Source organism: Agrobacterium sp. Azo12 (assembly GCF_029193765.2).
Lineage (GTDB): Bacteria > Pseudomonadota > Alphaproteobacteria > Rhizobiales > Rhizobiaceae > Agrobacterium.
On sequence record NZ_JARFYO020000002.1, the window covers coordinates 313211 to 333679 of the forward strand.

Annotated in this window: 24 protein-coding genes; 7 read left to right on the forward strand and 17 right to left on the reverse strand. The window is 52.8% G+C overall.

Translation table 11 applies throughout. From position 1 onward, the window contains the following. Positions 1-156 precede the first annotated feature (156 nt). Together PYL13_RS17955 and PYL13_RS17960 are read left to right on the forward strand one after the other, a co-directional pair. On the forward strand, positions 157-813 hold the full coding sequence (locus tag PYL13_RS17955; protein ID WP_275643100.1) for a class I SAM-dependent methyltransferase: 657 nt from the start codon (positions 157-159) through the stop codon (positions 811-813). A gap of 96 nt (positions 814-909) precedes the next feature. Continuing rightward, on the forward strand, positions 910-1431 hold the full coding sequence (locus PYL13_RS17960; protein WP_275643101.1) for an RNA polymerase sigma factor: 522 nt from the start codon (positions 910-912) through the stop codon (positions 1429-1431). Positions 1432-3281: 1850 nt separating this feature from the next. Here PYL13_RS17960 and PYL13_RS17965 read toward each other — a convergent pair. From PYL13_RS17965 to PYL13_RS26980, 3 genes are read right to left on the reverse strand one after another with little or no spacing between them, the layout of a single operon-like run. Further along, positions 3282-3599 carry a DUF1173 family protein gene (locus PYL13_RS17965; RefSeq protein WP_275643102.1) on the reverse strand — a complete coding sequence of 106 codons (318 nt, stop codon included), beginning with the start codon at positions 3597-3599 and terminating at the stop codon, positions 3282-3284. 38 nt (positions 3600-3637) lie between these two features. Then, positions 3638-3901: a DUF1173 family protein gene (locus PYL13_RS17970; protein WP_275643103.1), complete on the reverse strand. Its 264-nt coding sequence runs from the start codon at positions 3899-3901 to the stop codon at positions 3638-3640. Between the two features lie 28 nt (positions 3902-3929). After that, the gene (locus tag PYL13_RS26980) at positions 3930-4235 is read right to left on the reverse strand and encodes a DUF1173 family protein (RefSeq protein ID WP_368077699.1); all 306 of its coding nucleotides are present in this window, start codon (positions 4233-4235) and stop codon (positions 3930-3932) included. 179 nt (positions 4236-4414) lie between these two features. Here PYL13_RS26980 and PYL13_RS17975 point away from each other — a divergent pair, with 179 nt between their 5' ends. Then, positions 4415-4621 (forward strand): hypothetical protein, encoded by a 207-nt coding sequence (locus PYL13_RS17975; protein ID WP_275643104.1) that lies wholly within the window; start codon positions 4415-4417, stop codon positions 4619-4621. 179 nt (positions 4622-4800) lie between these two features. Here PYL13_RS17975 and PYL13_RS17980 read toward each other — a convergent pair whose 3' ends face one another. Beyond that, positions 4801-5079: a hypothetical protein gene (locus PYL13_RS17980; RefSeq protein WP_275643105.1), complete on the reverse strand. Its 279-nt coding sequence runs from the start codon at positions 5077-5079 to the stop codon at positions 4801-4803. A 156-nt stretch (positions 5080-5235) separates the two neighbouring features. Between PYL13_RS17980 and PYL13_RS17985 the strand changes: the two genes are divergently transcribed. From PYL13_RS17985 to PYL13_RS17995, 3 genes are read left to right on the forward strand one after another with little or no spacing between them, the layout of a single operon-like run. Further along, on the forward strand, positions 5236-5451 hold the full coding sequence (locus tag PYL13_RS17985) for a hypothetical protein (protein ID WP_275643106.1): 216 nt from the start codon (positions 5236-5238) through the stop codon (positions 5449-5451). Positions 5452-5477: 26 nt separating this feature from the next. Beyond that, positions 5478-6107: a sensor histidine kinase gene (locus PYL13_RS17990; RefSeq protein ID WP_275643107.1), complete on the forward strand. Its 630-nt coding sequence runs from the start codon at positions 5478-5480 to the stop codon at positions 6105-6107. Next, positions 6108-6473, forward strand: a complete 366-nt coding sequence (locus tag PYL13_RS17995; protein ID WP_275643108.1) for a response regulator — start codon at positions 6108-6110, stop codon at positions 6471-6473. Between the two features lie 280 nt (positions 6474-6753). Here the strand turns inward: PYL13_RS17995 and PYL13_RS18000 are convergent, their stop codons facing one another. From PYL13_RS18000 to PYL13_RS18040, 9 genes are all read right to left on the reverse strand, one after another. Then, positions 6754-7809 (reverse strand): response regulator, encoded by a 1056-nt coding sequence (locus tag PYL13_RS18000; protein ID WP_275643109.1) that lies wholly within the window; start codon positions 7807-7809, stop codon positions 6754-6756. 2 nt (positions 7810-7811) lie between these two features. After that, entirely contained in the window at positions 7812-8378 is a 567-nt protein-coding gene (locus PYL13_RS18005) for a chemotaxis protein CheB (RefSeq protein WP_275643110.1), read from the reverse strand. Beyond that, complete coding sequence (locus PYL13_RS18010; RefSeq protein WP_275643111.1) at positions 8375-9214, reverse strand: CheR family methyltransferase; 840 nt, start codon at positions 9212-9214, stop codon at positions 8375-8377. The genes PYL13_RS18005 and PYL13_RS18010 overlap by 4 nt, the downstream gene beginning before the upstream one ends. Further along, entirely contained in the window at positions 9211-12633 is a 3423-nt protein-coding gene (locus PYL13_RS18015; RefSeq protein WP_275643112.1) for a response regulator, read from the reverse strand. Before PYL13_RS18015 ends, PYL13_RS18010 begins: the two co-directional genes overlap by 4 nt. 336 nt (positions 12634-12969) lie before the next feature. Continuing rightward, positions 12970-13467 carry an autotransporter outer membrane beta-barrel domain-containing protein gene (locus PYL13_RS18020; RefSeq protein ID WP_275643113.1) on the reverse strand — a complete coding sequence of 166 codons (498 nt, stop codon included), beginning with the start codon at positions 13465-13467 and terminating at the stop codon, positions 12970-12972. A gap of 114 nt (positions 13468-13581) precedes the next feature. Beyond that, positions 13582-13983, reverse strand: coding sequence for a type II toxin-antitoxin system tRNA(fMet)-specific endonuclease VapC (gene vapC / locus PYL13_RS18025; protein WP_275643114.1), 402 nt, complete (start codon positions 13981-13983; stop codon positions 13582-13584). Continuing rightward, positions 13983-14213 carry a type II toxin-antitoxin system VapB family antitoxin gene (gene vapB, locus PYL13_RS18030; protein ID WP_275643341.1) on the reverse strand — a complete coding sequence of 77 codons (231 nt, stop codon included), beginning with the start codon at positions 14211-14213 and terminating at the stop codon, positions 13983-13985. Before vapB ends, vapC begins: the two co-directional genes overlap by 1 nt. 383 nt (positions 14214-14596) lie before the next feature. Continuing rightward, the gene (locus PYL13_RS18035) at positions 14597-15016 is read right to left on the reverse strand and encodes a type II toxin-antitoxin system VapC family toxin (RefSeq protein WP_275643115.1); all 420 of its coding nucleotides are present in this window, start codon (positions 15014-15016) and stop codon (positions 14597-14599) included. Next, the gene (locus PYL13_RS18040; RefSeq protein WP_259148881.1) at positions 15013-15267 is read right to left on the reverse strand and encodes a FitA-like ribbon-helix-helix domain-containing protein; all 255 of its coding nucleotides are present in this window, start codon (positions 15265-15267) and stop codon (positions 15013-15015) included. The genes PYL13_RS18035 and PYL13_RS18040 overlap by 4 nt, the downstream gene beginning before the upstream one ends. A 590-nt stretch (positions 15268-15857) precedes the next feature. On the opposite strand from PYL13_RS18040, the gene PYL13_RS18045 reads away from it, so the two are divergent. Then, positions 15858-16592, forward strand: a complete 735-nt coding sequence (locus PYL13_RS18045; protein WP_275643116.1) for a sucrase ferredoxin — start codon at positions 15858-15860, stop codon at positions 16590-16592. 7 nt (positions 16593-16599) lie between these two features. Here PYL13_RS18045 and PYL13_RS18050 read toward each other — a convergent pair whose 3' ends face one another. Genes PYL13_RS18050 through PYL13_RS18065 form a run of 4 tightly spaced genes read right to left on the reverse strand, consistent with a single transcriptional unit; the run spans position 16600 to position 20347 of the window. Further along, positions 16600-17553 carry an ABC transporter substrate-binding protein gene (locus tag PYL13_RS18050; RefSeq protein ID WP_275643117.1) on the reverse strand — a complete coding sequence of 318 codons (954 nt, stop codon included), beginning with the start codon at positions 17551-17553 and terminating at the stop codon, positions 16600-16602. Next, the gene (locus tag PYL13_RS18055) at positions 17550-18581 is read right to left on the reverse strand and encodes a FecCD family ABC transporter permease (RefSeq protein ID WP_275643118.1); all 1032 of its coding nucleotides are present in this window, start codon (positions 18579-18581) and stop codon (positions 17550-17552) included. The genes PYL13_RS18050 and PYL13_RS18055 overlap by 4 nt, the downstream gene beginning before the upstream one ends. Next, the gene (locus tag PYL13_RS18060) at positions 18578-19561 is read right to left on the reverse strand and encodes a FecCD family ABC transporter permease (protein ID WP_275643119.1); all 984 of its coding nucleotides are present in this window, start codon (positions 19559-19561) and stop codon (positions 18578-18580) included. Before PYL13_RS18060 ends, PYL13_RS18055 begins: the two co-directional genes overlap by 4 nt. A gap of 9 nt (positions 19562-19570) precedes the next feature. Continuing rightward, positions 19571-20347, reverse strand: coding sequence for an ABC transporter ATP-binding protein (locus tag PYL13_RS18065; RefSeq protein ID WP_275643120.1), 777 nt, complete (start codon positions 20345-20347; stop codon positions 19571-19573). Positions 20348-20469 lie beyond the last annotated feature (122 nt).

Here is a 20469-nt window from a genome sequence, read left to right on the forward strand (position 1 = left end):
GCCAGCTTGCTTGATTGGTTTCAACTCACCCAAGCCTCAGATAGCTCATCAACGAGGCCTGAGGGCAAGCGCAGTTCTCTTGGAACTCCATAGGCGTTGCGCGGTTCCGACCATGTCAGACGCTTTCAGCAATGATAATGATCGAAGGGAACAAAGATGAACATGCATGCCGTAGAGCAGGAAAACCCTAACAGCGAAAAACAGAAAAAGGCTTATCGTTTTTGGGCACCAATATATGACGAAGTCTATGGTTTCTTTCTCAAATCAGCACAGCATGAACTCGCCAACCGCGTCGGCGCGACGGCGGGAAGCATTTTGGAAATAGGCATTGGGACTGGACTGGTTTTGCCGCTATATCCCAAGGAATGCCAGGTTACTGGCATAGACATTTCAGATGAAATGCTGTCGCGGGCTAGAAAGAAAGTCTTGGACGATGGCTACAACAACGTCAAAGGGCTGTACACTATGGACGCGTGCAACATGACGTTTGATGACGAATCGTTTGATACGATTTCACTTCCCTTTGTCATAACGCTCATTCCTGACACCGAAAGCCTGCTGGATGAATGCGCGCGTGTCCTGAAGCCGAAGGGGCAAATCGTCATCGTTAGCAAGATCAGCAACGCTGACGGCGCAATAGGCCGTTTGCAACGGGCATTTTCGCCCATCGCGCAAAGTTGCGGGCTGAGCTCATCCTTCAATTCAGCTTCCGTTGAGGCTTGGCTTGCGCAAAACCCTGCCTTTAAACTTCTGGAAAACAGGGCTTTACCACCCGTCGGTTTTTTCCGGCTGATGCATTTATGCCGATCCTGATCGGCTAAATTTCCAGACGCAAAGCAGCAAACATCGTACGATGGCGTACAGCAACTAAGCGTACGTTCAGGCATTCCTTTCCTAGAGGACGCCAAGATGAACAATTCAAGAGTAATCGGCGCTGCGGTAAGTTCGAACGAAAACGACATTAGGATTCTTAAGGACCAAATCGCAGCATACACCCCTGTACTTATGTTGTTTGCTCGTCGTTTTTTAAGAAAGGACGAGGATGCTGAAGATTTGGTACAAGAAGCAATATTCCGGGCGCTTCGATCCGTTCATCAGTTCAAACCCGGCACGTCGCTCAAATCATGGCTTTTCACCATTGTACGAAATACCTTCTGCTCTCGCTACAAGGTGACAAAGCGGGAATGCGTTGGTCTGCCAGATGTTGTCCAGCTCAGGATGACAATCCCTGCAGAACAGGAATGGAAGCTGGCGCATGATGAAGTCATGCTTGCGATCCGAGGATTGGATCCCGGACAGCAGCGAGCGCTAATGCTTGTTGCGGAAGGGACTAGTTATGCTGACGCAGCCAGAATGTGCAACTGTAAGGTAGGGACAATAAAAAGCCGGGTCAACAGAGCTCGAGAGAGCTTAAAACGCGACCTTTCCTGAATATAACAACCTCAACATTTTCTTTGTTTAGTGTTTCAGTCCTGCACCTTGGTTTACTAGCGCGGCTACAATAGCCTCGATGCCCTCTGTTTGCCCCGAGAGCACGAATGGCCCTTCTACCGCCCGCGCCAAGTTCTCAGTAACAAAAAATAGGTAAGGCACAGCCTTCACGTCAAGCTTCCGCGTCAAGCTGAGGATCACGTCAGCATCATATCGCACGTCTATAACTGCTGATGTAAATTTGAAAATCGTATCATCTTGAACAGTGCTCGCTGCGTCCGGTCCCTCGAGGCAAACGTTTGCCTTGGTCCACGCAATCTCAATATCCCCCGGAATACTTCCGGCTGTGCTGATGACAGCTATAAATAAGCGCTTGTCACTTGGAAGCGACTTGTGCACCGCCATCTATGTTTTAAACGCTTTTGGCGCTCCAAGTTACGCGGCTTAAAATTACCCCGACCAATACTGCTGTGCTTGGGGCCACTGCCTTTTTGTACAGTAGCGGACGCAGACGGAACCTTACGCGATTATTCTAATTTCGGGTATGAAAGCGCAATATTTGTACTGCGCACCGCCCCTCCGAGACGTTCATGAAACCACCACCAGACAGCTCGCCACAAGCGATCGGCACAACACCGTTACTTATTCTCGCTGACTTGATGCTTGAATGGTGTCACCTGCATGAGAAATCTATTAATGACCTTCTCATTCATAGACCTGTTATAGTGTCGCGCTTTGAGGCGGGTGAACGTCGGCCAGACTTTCTTTTCGCGAACTTGCTTTAACATCAGCATCTCAGAATAAAATCGACTCATACGCTTCAAGCGTGTAGCATCTCTCCATTGTCAGCAACCGAAAACGTAGGCGCTGGCGACTAAGAGGTTATACGTACTCTTGCCTGCCGAGGGAGAGCTACATGGCCTCGGACCCTTTTCAGCGCAGCCACCAATCTTTTGATATCGTGGATATTCTTGAGAAAACGGTAAGCGAGTACACATCGTCTCCCACACTAAAGCAAGAATTATCGAGCGTACCATCTTGATTGCGAGCCAGGCGCATTCTGTGCAAACCGGGCAAATCGAAGACGCCTACTCGCCGTATTGGACGAAGTGGCTCAACAAGAGATTCAGGCAGGAACTGAAAACCTAGCCGCGCATTCTTGCGAAATTAACGTAAAAAGCGTGCATGAGGGCGAGACTAATGAAACCAAGGCTGGATGACTTAGCTGAACCAATTGACGTAGACGCACTTGAACTCCTTACCGACCTGCTCATGTTGTGGTGCGAGAAAAACAGTCGAAATCCGGAAGATTTTCTGCCCAAATGTGGTGTCATATTGCAACGCTATCGCAGTGGGGAAACAAACGCTGACCGGCTGTTTTGCGACCTGTGAAGCTCTGCCCGAAGGGCGAAGGATCGTGACCTCCATGGGCGGAAACCCGTTAAGGGTTCCGTGGAGCGTAGCGGAATAGCGCCTGCTCGTGCAGCGGCGTCGCCAAATTCACCTATCAATCCAAATCTGACATGAAAAATTTGCGCTCTCGAGAACCCAGGGCATCCAGCTCGCCAACATATTCAAGCTGCCTCTCATGGGCCGTTCATTCCGATCAACCCAAACCAGCGCCTCTGCGCGATCCAAATACTGGCCATCCGGCGTCACAAAACCAAGACCCTGGAACGGCGCACCTTCAGGATGCTTTTCTGCGATCAAAAAATGCAGGCTGCCTTTCGCCCCCACATACACAATTCCATCACGACCTGAGTTAGCCGCACTAAGCCTGACCTCGGAAGATCCTCGCCATTTGTCTGGAAACGTCGAACGCTACCGGACAACTCACAAAAAGTACCTTCTCACATATTTGAATATCCATTAACGGATATCATATCAGTCCGGAATAGCATCCTGACTTGGGGCCTAAAGCCAAGTCTTGAATTCGTCGCCTTTTCCGACTCCGCGAGCGCGTCCTGCAAGGCCTCGGTCACTTCGGTTTCAGCTATGAACAATGCTTTCGGTGGATGTCTATCTGTCACCAACGCGGCCGCAATCGGTTTGTCACGAACGTCATAGCGCAAACCCTTGGTAAACTGGCGACTTTGGCGCGTCAGCTCGGCCACCGAATCCACCTCACTCACGGTATCGACCGGAATCCAGTTTTCGCTTGTGAGCATAAAGCCAACCTCTTCAAGGTTGGCGGAACCGGGGCTGTTTACGTCACGGTCGAAATTATCACCAGCTTGAACTTTTCATCAGACTTCCAAATCGCCAGCAAAGCTTCGTATTTTCGGCTGATGGACGTCATCTCCTTGTCTAACAGAAACACTGGGAACCGCGGGGCATGTTTGAAGATGATTTTTGAGCCGAACCGCGCCGCCTCGAACTCCTGAACCTCGCCAATGTAAATCAAGACTTCGTGTTTAGCGGCGGTAGCCGGCGTGAAACGCGCCACCATTTGCCGACGTCGCTTTTCCAACTCTTCGGCTCTATCCTAAAAGAAGACTTTAGGCACTTACAAAACGATCAATCAGCGCCATGCTCCTAGCCTGTTTGGACGCCAATGCATCCAATAGTCTGAGCCGGACGTGGTGCCAGGTTCGCTTTTGAGCGCTGTGAGGGTTCCAGTGATCGAGCACCGATTCATGCCAGAGAAAATGCAAGAGCCCGCTCAAAGACAGCTTAGACGTTTGAGCCTTCACGGTGGAACTGGAACTTTCGCCTTCTTGGCGAGCAACCGAACGGTTGGTTTTGGTGTAAGCGTTTTCGCGCTTGCGCCTCAGTATGTGCCGCGGTTCATCAGCAACACACAGAGCCTAGGACGGGGGTGCCAGAACGGTAGTGCGCCGATTGAACGTGGACACTCATCTCCTATCCACCGTGTTAACAGATCGTGAACTTCTATCGACCTTCGACCTTTGACGAAAAGCTGGAACAAAGGAGACAGGTCGCGGTTAGGAGACCCAGCTAAGTGTTACTTCGGGAGAGCGCCATGACTTCTGGTAAGTCGACAGACGGAAAGCCAGGCACAACGGAACAGTTGCCAAGATGGGAAGGGCCACCTGAAACAAGGCCCTCCGGTTATCTACCAGCTAAGGATGATCCAAACCGTGATCGGGATGCGATGGGGGAGAACCTCCAAAACCCACGCAAATTAAAAATAACAGACGCAATGAAGCAGACGTCGGACGACGACTAACATCTGCATTTCAAAGATTTGATCCATATCTGCTCGTTCTCACTGCGGCACATTCATCTCTACTCACCATGGCGAAGGAGCTGAGCATGCCAACATCGCTGACCTCAAACGCCCTGTTGGGGTGTTCCGAATTGAGGGACAGCAACTTAATTGACCGCGGGCGGCGAGCGGCAATGTTGTTATCGAAAAAGACGGTCACAATAAAAGGTCTGTTCGCCATGTAGGGAACGAGCCGACTTCTGAAACTCCTCAAGTGCGACTTTGTGCACTATCTCGAACAATGCTCTTTCAATATCATCGTGACTAAGGAGGTCGGGTTTTTCGAGCGCAAGCGATAGGCTCCGCTCAGTGATGATGTTTTTTACGGTTTCAGATGCCGAGTAGAAAGACGCCCGATCAAAAAGAACCCGTCGAACGTCAGAAAATAGAATGCCGTCACTGGAATCCATGCGCATCATTGCTCTCCCCCTAAATGGCAGGAGCTCGCAGCAGCCTTAGCGGCTCGCGCCTACAGGTTAAATTGATGGCGATGGAGATACGATATCCCATATTAGTCAGATAGTCGAATCGTGGTGTTACTGACTGGCCCAAATAATGCGAGCGATGGCTGGAAGATGGAATTCATTGGAGATGATGGCGATGAAGTGATCGTCAAAGTCGCTGGCGACAACGATCTTAACGAGATCGATGTCGTCGAGCGGGCTCGCGCCGTGATGGTGCAATTAACTGCATTTGGTACTCGCGGCGGTGGAGAAAGCGTCAATTCCTATGATGCTCTCAGTAACGGTAATTTCGATGATGACGACAGTGTCGTGGAGACGCACCACTGACTGGAATTCTTGTGCAGGCTCAAGACGTGACGCAGCTCCGCGCTGAGGAGGAGCGGAAGAGCCTACTCTCACACGAGCTTGGTCACCGGCTGAAAAACCAATTGGCGATGGTTCAGGCAATTGCTTCCCAGACACTGAGAACGGCCCCCGATATCGCTACGGCGCGAAAGAGGCTGTCGGACCGGATCTCAGTGTTGAGCGACGCTCACGACACTATACTTGAGGGTGGACGTGGTTCCTCCACCGTCAGGCAGCTGGTTGGTCAGATGACCGCGCTGCACGACGACCTCGCCAACCCTCGCTTCGCAGCATCTGGCCCCGACCTGCGGATTGGCTCGCGGCCATCGCTTTCGCTGTCACTGATATTACACGAACTGGCCACCAATGCCGTGAAATACGGCGCCCTGTCTGTCGCCAGCGGACGGATCGATCTCAGATGGCGTGTCGGAGGTGTTCAGCGGAATCTCTTTGAACTGGAATGGATTGAAAGCGGAGGACCGGACGTTGTGGCGCCAGCGACGAATGGTTCCGGCATGCGTCTCATATCAGCCGGGCTGAATGGTACTGCCGACAGCCATGTCAGGGTTGAATATCATCATGAAGGCATTCGTTGCTTTATCACAGCCGACCTTGAAACATTTCAGAAAGAGCATTGAATGAAGTCAAAGCCTTTACTTGTCGTAGAAGACGACGGATTGATAAGAATGGACATCGTCGACATGCTTGTTGACGCTGGCTATCAAGTACTTGAAGCCGCCAACGCTGATCAGGCCCTCGACGTTTTGGAACGGGAGCCGACTATTTGTGCACTTCTGACCGATATTGATATGCCGGGCACGATCAACGGTATAAGCTTGGCCCATCGTGTGAAAGAGGAACGACCGAATTGCAAGATCGTCGTTATCTCCGGCCGTTACAGCCCATCGCAGGGAACTCTACCTGATGAAGCGATCCATCTTTCAAAACCGATCTCTGGAGGCGATCTGGAGACCACACTTTTTCAGTTGGATATCAAGCCTTGAAATCGCCGGATTGCGGCGTCCTTATCCTGAATGTGCTTGTGAATTCGACAGTCTCGGAATGCTGATCGAATGCAGCGCGGGTCACCGTGGTAACCCGGGCAGATCCTAGATATCTCGTCTTTAGGCTGACCAGCGCCATCGGGAGCGCTAGGTACTGGCGACAATTGACCAGGCAATCCCTTCAGAAAAGAAAATCATAGCGTCGGGTCGGAATTCGCCGCAGATCCACGTGCGCTTTCGAGCGTGTAAGTATGGGGACATATATCGCCTCCGCGGCAATTCAGGCGAGCAGCTTTTCGACCGGCATCTCCACGGTTAGGGACAGTCCATCTGGTCTCCAGACGCGGTTGATAGAGCCTGCGAGGCCCGAAAGCGCTGCTTTTTCGAGCTTGGTGCCGAACCCCTGGCGCTGAGGAGTAATGTCGACTCGGTGCTCGACATGCTCTTCCCAGCTTAACGTCAAAGTCTCATCGTCAATAGACACACTGATCACCAAACTGCCGGAGGTATTGGACAGGGCGCCATATTTGGCGGCGTTAGTCGTAAGTTCGTGAAGCAAAAGGGCCAGCGACGTCAGAGCACCGCCTTTGAGTGGCGCGTCCGTCCCGAGAATGTCGACCGACGGACCGAGGGAGTGCTCATGTGGTGCAACGATTGCCTTCAGCAACGCGGATACGGTCGTCGTTGCGCTCGCAGGATCCGCCGAACCACTCAAATCGGGGAGTGTCAGATCGTGGGCGCGCGCCAATGCCCCCATGCGCGATTTGAGATCAGTTTCCAGTTCCTCCACCGATGTCGCTGGACGTGCACTGATCGAGATCAGTCCAGCTGCAAGGCTGAAAAGGTTTTTGATGCGATGATTTATTTCATGCAGCAACAGATCCTTATGCCGCGCGGCCTCTTTCAGTGCATCCGCCTGGCAAGCCAACGCGTCACGCTGTTCGGCCAGTTGCTGCCTTTGGCGGTAGAGCTCAAAGAAAACGCCAACCTTGCTACGGATGACATCCGGCTCGATCGGTTTTTCAATGAAATCGACCGCACCTGCCTCGTACCCTGTGAAGCGTCTGCCAGCGCCGGTCCCGGCAGTGACAAAAATGATTGGTATGCGCCTGGTTCGTTCATTGCCTCGCATAAGTTCAGCAAGCTCGAAACCATTCAGACCCGGCATCTGTACGTCAACGAGAGCCAGCGCCACATCATGTTCCAGAAGAATTTCAAGAGCCTCATCCCCCGATCTCGCTTTGAGGATCAGGCGATCTTCGCTTTGAAGAAGCGCTTCAAGCGACAAAAGATTTTCTTCAAGGTCATCAACCAGCAAGAAAGGAACCGGTGCCATATTCAGAGTTCCTCCAGATATTTTAAGATGCGGGCAATCGACAGCACCTTTGCTGTCCCACAGGCCTTGATTGCTTCCTGAGGCATTGTGGATGCGAAAGCTGTTTGTGGATCTTGTACGAGAACTGTGCCGCCGACGTCGATGATGGCGCGTGCGCCAGCGGCGCCATCATGATTGGCACCGGTCAGCACAATCGCAACCAATCTCGCTCCGAAAGCATCCGCAGAACTTTCAAAAAGCACATCAATTGATGGGCGAGAGAACGATACAGGCTCATCATTTGACAGTGCGAGAGTTTTATCAACTTCTGCAAGGAGGTGATAATCTGGCACCGCGAAATAGATCGTGGAAGGAACCAGCGGTTCCTTGTCCTCCGCCTCTTTCACACGCAACGCGCATTTCGACGCCATGAGACTTGCCATGATACTACGTTTGTCAGGTGGCACATGGACCACGACGATGACCGGAACAGGCAGATCGCCGGGCAGATGAGGCAGCAACATTGAAAGCGCTTCCACCGCACCCGCAGATGTACCGATCACGATGGCATCGATGCGATCAGAGATCATTCTCCCACCTTCTGGTAGATTTTCTCGCTGCGATCAAAGTCTGAAAACGCACTGCCGTAATCGGAAAACCGCAGCGACTCTTTCGAGCCAAGGCCAAGAAATCCCTTGCGGGCGAGTGAATCGTTAAATAGACCCAAGGCACGGTTTTGGAGCTTTTTGTCGAAATAGATCATGACGTTTCGGCAGGAGATCAGATGCATTTCACCAAAGACCGCATCGGTCACCAGACTATGGTCGGAGAACACGACGTTGCGGCGAAGGGACTTGTCAAAAGAGGCATTGCCGTAGGCTGCCTGATAGTAGTTTGACAAGCTTGTTTTGCCGCCGGAAAGGCGATGGTTCTCAGTGAATAAACGAATTCGGTCGACAGGATAAATGCCGGATTCCGCAGCACTGAGTGCGTCCTGATTGATGTCCGTGGCGTAAAAAATTGTCCGCTCCTCAAGCCCCTCTTCCCGAAACAGGATGACAAGAGAATAAAGCTCTTCACCTTCACTACATCCAGCCACCCAGACCTTCAGAGTCGGGTAGGTTCTCAGGTGCGGAACAACGTGTTCTCGTATCGCCTTGAAGTAGGTCGGATCACGGAACATCTCACTGACCTGTACCGTGAGGTAGCGCAACAGTCGCGGCAACATATCAGGATTATAAAGCAAACTCTCCTGCAATGACGAGAACGTCGAAAATCCGAGCTGCTCGCGCGCCTGTTTGAGGCGGCGTTTGATCGATGCCATTGCGTAGTTGCGAAAGTCATAGTGGTATTTGAGATACAACGCCTCCAGCAGAAGACGGATCTCGATATCCTCGACCTTGTCCTGCGCTGGTGTGTCAATCATTTCGGCATCCAGACGCGCACCAGCGATAACAGTCTGTCTACATCCAGCGGCTTGGCCATATAATCATTGGCACCGGCTTCAATACAGCGTTGCTGATCGTCAGGCATCGCTTTCGCTGTCAATGTAATGATGGGTAGCTTCTTCCAGCTAGGATTTTCGCGAATGTGACGCGTTGCGGTTAGTCCGTCCATAATCGGCATCATGACATCCATCAACACCAGATCTATGGGTGCACCGTCATCGTTGAATATTTTCGCAAGTACCTCCAGAGCTTCGCTGCCATTGCGTGCGATATCAACAATTGCTCCGCGCGGCTCAAGTATATTTGTGAGCGCGTAGACATTGCGTATATCGTCTTCGACAATGAGGATCCGTCGCCCCTCCAGGACGGCATCTCTGTTGCGAGCCTTACGGATCATTTTCTGTTGCTCATCCGGCAACTCTGAAATCACCTGATGAAGGAACAGGCTAACCTCATCGAGCAGCCGTTCAGGCGATTTGGCGCCTTTGATGATGATTGATTTTGAGTAACGCCGCAGGTTCTGCTCGTCGTCAGTCGACAATTCCCGGCCCGTGTAGACGATGACAGGAGGGAAAGCGTAGCTATCCTCTCTGCTCAATGTTTCAAGGAGAGTGTATCCCGACGCATCCGGCAGGGACAGGTCAAGGACCATGCAATCGAACGTGCCTTGGCTTAGAAGATCAAGACATTCAGCCACAGTGCTTGCCGTCACTGTTTGGACATTCAAAGTTTTCAGCAACTCGGCAACTGCGTCGCGCTGCACCGCATCGTCCTCAACGATAAGAACGCGGTGGACACTTTGCGACAGGCGGGTCTCAAATTTTTGCAAAACTCCTACGAGCTGGTCACGACTGACAGGTTTTATGAGGTAGCCAATCGCTCCAAGTGCATATGCTGTTTCGGTATGATCGCTACCCGACACGACGTGGACAGGAATGTGTCGGGTTTGGACATCGTTCTTGAGTTGATCAAGTACCGCCAGGCCCGACTGGTCTGGCAAACCAACGTCGAGAACAACTGCACTCGGCATAAATTCCTTGGCTAGTTGCAACGCCTCCTCGGCCGAGCCAGCTACGATAGACTGGAAGCCCAGCTCACGAGACAGATCCCTCAAGATCCCAGCGAAGGTCTCGTCGTCTTCGATAACGAGGAGAATGCGCTTGTCGTCCGTCAGCCGCTCGCGATCGTCTTCAACTTTGCGATGGGGCGGTGGTGCCGCTGCGGGCGCTTGCATACTCTGCGTTGCCGGGCTGCCCTGCTCAACTTTCTCCCGTGGCAGAACGATATTGGCGTCGTAGTGCTCAGGTAATGAAAATGTGAATGTGCTACCCTGCCCCAACTGACTTTCAAGCTGAATTACCCCGCCAAGAAGCCGTACAAGCTGACGTGAAATCGACAGGCCGAGGCCGGTTCCGCCAAATTTACGACTGATCGTGCCATCAGCCTGTTGAAAAGCGTCAAAGACGGTTTGCTGGTTTTCCGGGGCTATTCCGATGCCAGTGTCGGAGACAGAAAATGCGATACCACCGTCAACATTTTCGGAAACATCGAGTTTGACCTGCCCCTTCTCGGTAAACTTGATCGCGTTCGAGAGGAGGTTTTTGAGGACCTGTTCCAGCCTCTGCAGGTCGGTCTCGATAGTCTGGGGGAGATCGGGAGCCACATTGATATGGAAACCGAGCTTTTTGTCGCCCGCCAGCGGCTGGAAAAGTTGACGCAGGTTGTTTGTCAGTCGCTCGATAGTGACAGTCTCAGGTCTAATCTCGACATGGCCAGCCTCAATTTTCGATAAATCAAGGATGTCATTGATAAGATTAAGCAGGTCCTTGCCCGAAGACTGGATCGTTTTCGCATATTTTACCTGGTCATCGGTCAGGTTGTCGTGCGGGTTATCAGCAAGCAGCTTTGCAAGTATCAGTGAGGAGTTGAGCGGGGTACGCAACTCGTGAGACATGTTGGCGAGGAAGTCCGACTTGTAACGGCTCGCTTGTTCCAGTTCCCGTGCTTTCAAGCTTACTGCGGCGTTTGCCTGTTCGAGATCATCGCGTTGACCCTCCAGCTGCTGCGCCTGTTCTTCGAGCTGTGAGTTTGTCTGTTCCAGTTCCACCTGCTGCTGCTCAAGCCGTGCCTGTGACTCCTTAAGGGCGCGGCTTTGCTCTTCCAGCTCTTCGTTGGAAACACGCAATTCCTCGCTTTGGGTTTGTAGTTCCTCTGACTGACGCTGGGTTTCCTCAAGCAGATCTTGGAGCTCGCTACGGTAGATGGCTGCACGCACCGCTGTCGCCATGGCTTCCGCGGCCCGCGCCAGCAATTTGGTTACGTCATCAGAGACGTCCTGAAGGAAGCCAAGTTCCACGACTGTCGTTACGGTACCGTCGACTTCCCCCGGGAGTATGATAAGGTGTCTTGGTTTTCCGGTGCCCAATCCGGAGCCAAATTCTAGGTAGCCATCAGGCACGTCATCGACCACAATCTTGCGGCGTTCGGATACAGCCTGGCCAAGCAGGCCCTCGCCAGTCTCAAACGTCTCCGGAACGTTCGCGCCCGTCGGCACGCCGTAGCGCGCTGATCGCTCAAATCTGCCGTTTTTTCCGATATAAACGACGCCGGCGACAGCGCTGGTGTAGTGAGCCATGAAGTCCAGGATGCTCGTTCCGAGACGATCAACTGGCTGATCCCCCATCATGGCCGACGCAAGCTGGACCTCCCCTATTTGAAGCCATTCGTCACGCCGTCGTGCCAATGTACTGCGACGAACGAGAAATGCGATCGAAACAGTCAATAGCAGCCCCAGAGCGGCGGACATAACAGTGCTGACGAATGCCGTTCTCTGGGCGGAATTCATCTCGTTCAATCGTTGCAGACGCACATCGGATTCACCGCCGGCCATCGCTGATATCTGCGCTCGAATTGCATCCATTTCCGTCTTGCCCCTGTCAGAGTTGACAGCAGCAAGCGCAGCTTCCAGGCCAGCGCTACGACGGACTGCGATGGTGTCTGCAAGTTCGGCGAGCTTTCCATCGACGCGCTGGCGCAAAGTGGCGAGGCGTCGGTCCTGACCTGGATTGATTCCGGTTAGAAATCCGACCCGGTCCAGTTGCGCTGGAATAGTCTCAACAGCAAGGTTGTATGGCGCGAGGTATGATTCATTGTTTGTAAGCAAAAATCCCCGCTGACCGGTTTCTGCGTCCTGCACCTTCGAGAGCAATTCATCCAGTGCGACGATTGCGACATGGGTCTGGACAACGCGTTCGTTTCCTTCGCGCAAGGCTTGCAGGTTTCTGTAGGACACGATCCCGCTCACCACAAAGAATGCGAACACGCAAACAAGTCCAACAGCGACTGCAGGCTCAAATCCAAGTCTAAACTTCGTCTGCGTCGTACGGCGTCGATCCATGTGAAATCTCATCGCGTGTTAGAAAGTAGGACCACTTAAAGCCCACTCGATTTTATTAAGCCAGGCCGAATTGAGAGACTGAGAGGTGGGAAATGATCAGATTTGCCAATCAATTACAATAGTATCGGATGTACGATAGCGTACAATCCAATTGCCGGCTAACGGTTGGGACATAATTGGCTTATTCGTTCGCCCGTGCTGTTCGATCGTTGGGCTGGTACCAATCCAACACCAGGATCGTAACGTGACGGTGATCGCTCCCTCCATAGCCGACGCTAACGGCCGACAAGTCAACACGGCGTTGCTTTCGAAACTTTCTTTTGGGGGGGCACTGGTTCAATGCTTTCCGAAAGAGTGTTTGACCAAGTTGTCTGGGTCTCCGTTCACAATTCGAAGGGACAGAATAGCTGCGGGGGCCGGGCAACGAAGAAACCGCAGCCACTGATCAAAACTTATACTGAGATCCGCTCTGATGCCGTTGTTTACAACTCCGTTGCCAAACTCGCCCTGATAGGAGATGACGAACGTGGCGGCCGTGCTGAGGTCCACCTCGAAGCCTGCTTCAATCAGTATTGTATCTTTGACGATCGGAACACCTACAACTTTGAAGGCATCGAAACCCGAGAAGCGCTGGGTAGATACGGGTGTAGTGTCACCAAAAGCATGACGCCACCCCAGTCTGCCATGCGCGTTGGCAGTCAAGTCGGCTAGGTCGAAAGCGGAGCTGAGGTCCACGCCCAGTGTCGTAAAGGTTGTCTCGGTAGTACCACCGCCCGCGCTCACTGCCGCAACTCCGCCGTCGTCGACTTCGACCGGTAGGCCCGTCTGGACCAATCGGTTGGCGGCAAGACTGGTCAGAAGGCACTTGAGCCTAGGTTCTGCTCATTTACGCAAATAATCGGCCAGCTCGCGCGGTTAATTAACCGAACATCAAGCACGAACACCGCATTAAACAGTCCAATCCTCGATCCGCAAACCAGACACACGATCGAACTCGCGCCGGTTATTAGTCACGACGATTAGTCCGCGAGAACGTGCGTGCCCCGCGATCAGTTGGTCATACGGACCGATCGGCGTTCCGTCTCTAGCCAGTTCAGCTCGCAATTGACCAGTGTGGCTAGCTGCGACCTCATCATAATGCAACACCTCCAGCCGTGCTGCGAAACCTTCTACGACAGCCAAATTTCTCTCCGGATTCGCAGACTTTTCCGCCCCGTAGATCAACTCCATCAAGCTAACCGAACTTATACACAGCTGCCCGGAGTGGCGATTGAACGCATCTCGCACCCGCTGCGGCCTGTTCTTGATGGTGTAAATACAAATGTTCGTATCGAGCATATATTTCAGCATTAGAATGTATCACGTTCCTGCATGGCAGGCTGACCGCGTTCAAGCATGAAATCGGATGTTACTTCTGGTCCCTCGAACCAACTGTCCCAAGCCTCACCGGCGGGCGCTATAATTCGAGTACGTCCCACTGCTACGATGTCCACGCGCTTAACATCGTCAGGCAAAGCCAAAGCCTTTGGCATTCGAATGGCTTGGCTCCGATTGCTCTGAAAAACTGCGCCCTGCTCCATAACTCCTTCCTTACCCATATACGTGTCCATGTCCATGTCCATAACCTACTCATCAGGAATGTATATGTCAACGGGATATACAAACGAATAGCACACTTCCCGTGCACTGCTTAATTGATGCGAATTTGAGCTTTGTATCCCATTGATGAGTAGTCTATCTTGGCAATGTGGAGCCGGAAGAGTTGGCGGATATTAGCTTCCGAAGGCTGAAGTGGGGACACGATGTCGCTCTATTTGGCGCGGATGAAAAACCACTGGCTTTGATGCGGGTCCGTTTTCATCACGACAGATAGATCGACCCTCCCCTCGAAGGCCGGATAGCAAGCGGGCAATATCTCGCCTTGATGGGATCTGAGTTCACGATACCTACACGCACACTGTAGTCACTTGGACCAGGGATTGATCACCTTCAGCCCAGCAGCCTCGAAGGGGCTTGTGTCGCGAGTTGCAATCGCGATGCCATTTGCTGCCGCCGTAGCTGCAATGTAGCCATCAGCGGCGCCAATCGCTTTCCCAGATACGCGAGCGCGCGCCATCAGCTCGGAGTAGGACTGAGAAGTAGCCAGATCGAAGGAGAGGACGCGCTCGGAAAAGTGTGGCAGCACTTCACCCTCAAGGCGGTCGCGAAGGGTATTCTGCCGTTTCCCTGAAGGCATAGCAGCAATCCCGAAGCGAAGCTCAGCAACGGTTATTGTGGAGAGAAAAAGCGTTTCAATAGCTTGTGCGTCCAACCAGGCAATTACTGCTTCATCAGGAACAGGTTTCCAAGGCTCGGATATAACGTTGGTGTCCAGCAAGATCATTCAAAAGCCATTGGTTCGGCAGGTGTCTTATCGCGACTTGTCTGCAGGACTTCAACGTCGCTGTCGGCAAGCTCGGCGTCGCGACCAATGGCCGTCAACAAGGAACCGAGCTTAACACGTTCAGCGGGACGAACAGCGGCTTCAATAATGTCTCGGATCTCTGCTTCGGTGCTCCGGCCATGATGAGCAGCTCGCACCCGGAGTGCACGATGTGTTTCGTCAGAAAGGTTTCGAATGGTGACCGCCGGCATTGATATCACCTCCAGACAAATGATGGCTTTGATGTCAATATATGTAGAGTGATGCCGAACTTCAAGGCGTTCCTTAACGAGGAGTGACACCCTGTTTGTCTAAATATTTAATGCGCTTGAGGGGACGTGAGCCCGCGTTCCCAGAGCCAATTGAGTTTTAGTCAATAATATCAATGTTCGCCTTCAGCGGTAATTCGCACCTCTGTCCAAAGTATCGTCAACTAAGGTCACGTACCACGTTAGACTTTCCTATCCGATTGGCGAGAGACAATGTTGCTAAGCGGGACAGCCAACAGCCGTTATGTGAACGAAACGGGAAAGCCGTGCATGATTTTCGCGGACGAGCGTACCACTGCCCACACACGGTGACGATGCCTTACGAGTGCTCGGTAACTTGAGACGCGATTTTTTCTTGTCTGATGCCTCGACTATCCCGTAAGTCAATTCCTATGAGCTCTCATCAGTTTTGCCGGGACATCAGCATTGAACGTGGAGAACCTTTGCCGGGTTCGGGCGTGGCTGCAAATAGATATGCATTGTTACATTGGCCCCGCCGCCATTGGCGGGTTCCCAGAACGACGTCCGCTGAAATGTCAGAAAATCTGTCGGAGGCAATTGTCAAAGCAAACGAGGCGGGTGTGCATGTTGCCCTGGTTGACGGCGATAACATTGCATTGTCGGTCGACGGAAAGATGTTACACGTCGCATCTCAGGAACTGGCCGCAGAGAATTTACTAAAGGTCGCCGCCGGCGGGTCACTGGATGGTGAGGCTGACGCGCGGATCACGATACTCTGTTGCACGGACAGCAAACAGGATCCCTGTTGTGCCAGATACGGATTTTCCACTTGGAAAGCATTGAAAGAAAAAGCCGATCCTGCCAGATTTCGAGTGCTGCAATCGACCCATCTGGGTGGTTGTCGGTTCGCGGCGACCCTTGTTGTTTTACCTGCGAGGCAAAGATATGGGCGGCTTGAACCACAAGCAGTCCCTGCATTTTTGGAGAGCCTATCCAGAGAAGTGCCATATCTACCGGCCTATCGCGGCAACCCGACGCTTGATGCAGCAAGACAGGTAGCAGAGCACACTGCGCTTACCTACGCAGTCGACGACGGAGTAACGGAGGTGACTTTACAGGAAAACCCGGAATTTTCGTGCGACACGGGAAACGAAGCTGAATTCATCGCTGTTGTGTCTTCGCGCCGTCTGCGCGTTCGACTGGCTCGACATCCATTTGAGGTCAGTACCCGGTGCGATACCATCAAAGCGGGATCAAGCGATGAGGTTGACTGCTGGCAGGTTGTAACGGTGAACCCCATCGATTGATGCAGTCTTAGCGAGGCTGTGCCGCCTCATCGATGCCGGCTTGCCGCCGCACTTCCCGCTCACCAATATGCGAAAAAAGTAACGTCGCGGATCCGATCAGGCCGTTCATCGTTTCGGCATAGCGGCTACGGTTAAGGTACAGGAACTGGCGGTTGCGGACTGCGAAGAGATTTTGCCATTGCGCGGTCGAGCGAAATGCCTTCGTCTCCGCTTCTTCATTCAGCATCTCTTCATAGGTGTCGATGATCACATCGCTGTCAAAATCGGACAACCGTTCCAGACTGTAGGGTATGTCACGCGAGCTGTTGGTGTAGGCTGCAACGTGACCTAGACCGAAGTCTGAAATCACCTGCTCCATACCGCCACGACCGATGATACGAAAACCATCCCGATAAATCTCCATTGGCGTAACAGTGATGGTTGCGGGATCTCTGACACGGCGTTTGAACGCGCTGACGATGCCCTGATACTCCATGCTCAACTCGTTGTAGCGTGCCTGCTTGCCAACGATATCTGCCAATTGTTCAGCATATTCGAGTATTCCGCTTTCGTGGACCGGCAAAAGAACTACTGGGGCAATCGATGACAGCTTATCGCGAAGGGCTGCGTGATAGGACAGGCCAACGATCAAGTCAGGCTTGAGGGCCGCGATAGTCTCGATATCAGGTGCCTGGTGGGTGCCGACATAACGGATAGCGGACGTATCGAAACGGTGCGATGCGCCACGAATAACCGTTTCCTCAAATAGGCGCTTGCGGCCAGAAGAGCCGCAGGGTGTAACGCCAAACTCCAGCAATTGCGTGGTCAGGCTGAAATCATGCAAAGACACGACGCAGCGGGGTGACACAGGAATTTCTGTTTTTCCGAACTGGTTGGTGAACATCCTTGTCGGCTCACCTGCTTCAGCGAACGCGCCACTCACAAAACATAACAAAGTTACAAATACTGCTGGCATTCTCATGAGATATGTCCTCTGCGCGAAAGCAGGAAAAGGAGATATGGTGCACCGATAACCGCCACGACCAATCCAGCCGGTATCTGCAACGGCGCGAACAGTGTTCGACCGATTGTGTCGCCAACCAGCACGATACAAGCGCCGACAAGGGCCGTTAAAGGTAACAGAAATCGATGGCGGTCCCCGACAAGAAGCCGGGATGCATGCGGCGCGAGAAGACCGATGAAACTCATCGTTCCAACATTGGCGACAGCGGAGGCGGTCAGCATCACACTCAGCAGCAATCCAACCAGGTGGAACCTGCCAATGTCCAGCCCCCGGCTACCTGCGACTGCCTCACCAAGCTGGAAAAGATCGAAATGACGATAAAGCAGAACCACAGGCATACCTGATATCACCAGCCAGACGAATTGGCCGCGCACATTTGCCCAACCTGCATTGCGAAGGCTGCCGGCCAGCCACAGCAGGGCAGATTCGACCTGATCGATGCGGCCATATGTTATCACTGTGTCGGACACTGCGCTCAAAATTGCAGTTATCCCGACGCCAACCAGTATCAGGCGTAAAGGATTTACGCCCCTGTTCCAGGACAACAGTGTTATCAGCAACGCAACCGAAACGCCGCCAACGAAAGCTGCCAACGGATAGAACTCGACAGTCAGAGTCGATCTCCAGACGATCATGGCCAGAAGCACCGCTGTTCCCGCCCCGGCTTCGACCCCGACAAGGCCAGGTGCGGCTAGAGAGTTACGGGTCAGCACCTGAAGCACAACGCCTGAAAGGGCCATCGCCATGCCAGATAAAATGGCAAGCAAGATACGAGGGAGACGTATTTCGTAGATGATGGTGCGCAGTATGCCAGTGTCGTCGCCGGTCAACAGGGTGGTGACCACGTCAGCCACCGTCATCGAATAACTGCCAAGAGTGATCGACAGAAAAGCAAACAACAGCGTGAAAATGAAGACGAAAACGACGATGTTGCGCGCCTGCTTGTCCCTAAGGGTCGTAGCTGAATTGTGAAGTGCAGAGATCATTTCAGCCTCCGCAATACCAGTGCAATGAATACCGGTGCACCAACCAACGCCGTAACAATTCCAGTGTTTAGTTCGAGCGGCCGTACGACAACGCGCGCGACAGTGTCGCCGATCACCACCATCAGAGCGCCGAGAAGTGGCGCGGCTACGATGAGAGTGCGATGATCGTTACCAAACAACAGTCGGCCAACGTGCGGAGCGACCAGACCAACGAAGCCGATGGGTCCGGCGATTGCTACTGATGACGCGGAAAGCAGGACCGTTGACAGCAAAATGGACAGACGAAAACGCCCAATGTTCAGTCCAAGCAAGGATGCCTTGTGTGAACCCAGGCGATAAAGATTGAGACTAGGAATATTGAACACGGCGATACCGCAGGCAAGAATGAGCAGAGGCAAGGTGTGCCATCTTGCTTCGCTGGTTTCGAACGCCAACGAACCAACAAGCCAACGCCTGAGAGTATCAAGTCCTTGCTGATCCATCAAAAGAATGGTTGATGTCAAAGCGCTGAACAGTGCACTGATGACAACGCCGGAGAGGATAAGCCGCGCTCGATGTTGTTCTACCCCTGCATTGAGAAGAACAAAAGATGTCGCCACAACAGCGCCGGAAAACGCCAGAAGCGGGATCATCGCCAGCGTCATATCAGGTACAAGCAGCAACCCGCCAACCACAAAAAACGCAGCGCCGCTGTTGATGCCAAGCAGGCCCGGGTCCGCAAGTGGGTTTTCAGTCAGTCCTTGCAGCAATATACCGGCCAAACCCAATGCACCGCCAACGATCAGCGCACTGAAGAGACGCGGCATGCGCATATCAAGGACGATGTTGTGGAGTGGATTTGCGTAATCAGGAGATAACACGGCATCCCATACGACACGCCATTCAAGCGCACGTGCCCCGAATGCCAGATGCAACAATGCAGCGATGGCAAGAACAATCGTGAGTGCGGTAAAAGGAATTAAACGTCTGGCGGATAACATGTCAGCCGCCTAAGCCTTTTGCGCCGAAGGGATACAAATCATGTCTCCGGTCACGGTATCCATCAACATTCTGGAACGCACGCCAAACACGGTTTCGATGTTTCCGTCGGTGAAAACCTGCAAGGTCTCCCCTTGCGCAACAATATGGCCGTCGCGCATCATGACAAGTTGATCCGCATATCGGGCCGCCTGATTGAGGTCATGGAGAATAGCGACAACCGTACGGCCCGCATTTTGCAGCACGGTCAGCAGATCAAGGAGGCTCAACTGATTGGCGACATCCAGGTAGGTGGTGGGTTCATCAAGCAGGACAATTGGTGCCTCCTGCGCCAGCGTCATAGCAATCCACGCGCGTTGCAGTTGGCCACCCGAGAGGGCTGAAAGCGGCCTGTCCAGCAATGTTTCAACTTCACACAGTGATGCTGCGCGTTGAACAGCTTCCTCGTCCGCGTTTGACCATCTCCCCAGCCAGTTGCGCCAGGGAAAACGACCTTGTACCAGCAATTCACGAACACTTATGCCGGTTGGCGTACGGGTCCTTTGCGGAAGAAATGACACGAGACGGGCAAAATCACGCTTCGGAAAGGACGAGACCTCTTTTGCTTCGAGGCGCACGCTACCCTTTTTAGGACGCACATTGCCGGCCATTGTGTCCAGTAGCGTCGATTTCCCTGAGCCGTTGGGACCGATCAAGGCAGTGAAGCAGCGTTCCTTGATCGTCAGGTTGATACCGCGCAGCGCATGCGTGTCACCGTGGTACACATTTAAATCATTAATCGAAAACATGCGCGCTTATCCGCCGTCGGGTTCATGTCGACGAGACCAATATTCAGTTCCGGTTTGGCCACCTGTAACACCGGATCGCAAACCACACACAACGCTAAAAGTGTATTGAGACACTATAACGT

Excerpts from the sequence above, each read along its gene's own strand:
- PYL13_RS17960 (WP_275643101.1), top strand. The coding sequence starts at position 910 with ATGAACAATTCAAGAGTAATCGGCGCTGCGGTAAGTTCGAACGAAAAC.
- PYL13_RS17980 (WP_275643105.1), bottom strand. The coding sequence starts at position 5,079 with ATGATGCGCATGGATTCCAGTGACGGCATTCTATTTTCTGACGTTCGA.
- PYL13_RS18015 (WP_275643112.1), bottom strand. The coding sequence starts at position 12,633 with ATGGATCGACGCCGTACGACGCAGACGAAGTTTAGACTTGGATTTGAG.
- PYL13_RS17965 (WP_275643102.1), bottom strand. The coding sequence starts at position 3,599 with ATGCTCACAAGCGAAAACTGGATTCCGGTCGATACCGTGAGTGAGGTG.
- PYL13_RS18005 (WP_275643110.1), bottom strand. The coding sequence starts at position 8,378 with ATGATCTCTGATCGCATCGATGCCATCGTGATCGGTACATCTGCGGGT.
- PYL13_RS17955 (WP_275643100.1), top strand. The coding sequence starts at position 157 with ATGAACATGCATGCCGTAGAGCAGGAAAACCCTAACAGCGAAAAACAG.
- vapC (WP_275643114.1), bottom strand. The coding sequence starts at position 13,983 with ATGCTGAAATATATGCTCGATACGAACATTTGTATTTACACCATCAAG.
- PYL13_RS18040 (WP_259148881.1), bottom strand. The coding sequence starts at position 15,267 with ATGCCGGCGGTCACCATTCGAAACCTTTCTGACGAAACACATCGTGCA.
- PYL13_RS18045 (WP_275643116.1), top strand. The coding sequence starts at position 15,858 with ATGTCAGAAAATCTGTCGGAGGCAATTGTCAAAGCAAACGAGGCGGGT.
- PYL13_RS17985 (WP_275643106.1), top strand. The coding sequence starts at position 5,236 with ATGGAATTCATTGGAGATGATGGCGATGAAGTGATCGTCAAAGTCGCT.
- PYL13_RS18050 (WP_275643117.1), bottom strand. The coding sequence starts at position 17,553 with ATGAGAATGCCAGCAGTATTTGTAACTTTGTTATGTTTTGTGAGTGGC.
- PYL13_RS18000 (WP_275643109.1), bottom strand. The coding sequence starts at position 7,809 with ATGGCACCGGTTCCTTTCTTGCTGGTTGATGACCTTGAAGAAAATCTT.
- PYL13_RS18055 (WP_275643118.1), bottom strand. The coding sequence starts at position 18,581 with ATGATCTCTGCACTTCACAATTCAGCTACGACCCTTAGGGACAAGCAG.
- PYL13_RS17995 (WP_275643108.1), top strand. The coding sequence starts at position 6,108 with ATGAAGTCAAAGCCTTTACTTGTCGTAGAAGACGACGGATTGATAAGA.
- PYL13_RS18065 (WP_275643120.1), bottom strand. The coding sequence starts at position 20,347 with ATGTTTTCGATTAATGATTTAAATGTGTACCACGGTGACACGCATGCG.
- PYL13_RS17975 (WP_275643104.1), top strand. The coding sequence starts at position 4,415 with ATGACTTCTGGTAAGTCGACAGACGGAAAGCCAGGCACAACGGAACAG.
- vapB (WP_275643341.1), bottom strand. The coding sequence starts at position 14,213 with ATGGAGCAGGGCGCAGTTTTTCAGAGCAATCGGAGCCAAGCCATTCGA.
- PYL13_RS18035 (WP_275643115.1), bottom strand. The coding sequence starts at position 15,016 with ATGATCTTGCTGGACACCAACGTTATATCCGAGCCTTGGAAACCTGTT.
- PYL13_RS18060 (WP_275643119.1), bottom strand. The coding sequence starts at position 19,561 with ATGTTATCCGCCAGACGTTTAATTCCTTTTACCGCACTCACGATTGTT.
- PYL13_RS18010 (WP_275643111.1), bottom strand. The coding sequence starts at position 9,214 with ATGATTGACACACCAGCGCAGGACAAGGTCGAGGATATCGAGATCCGT.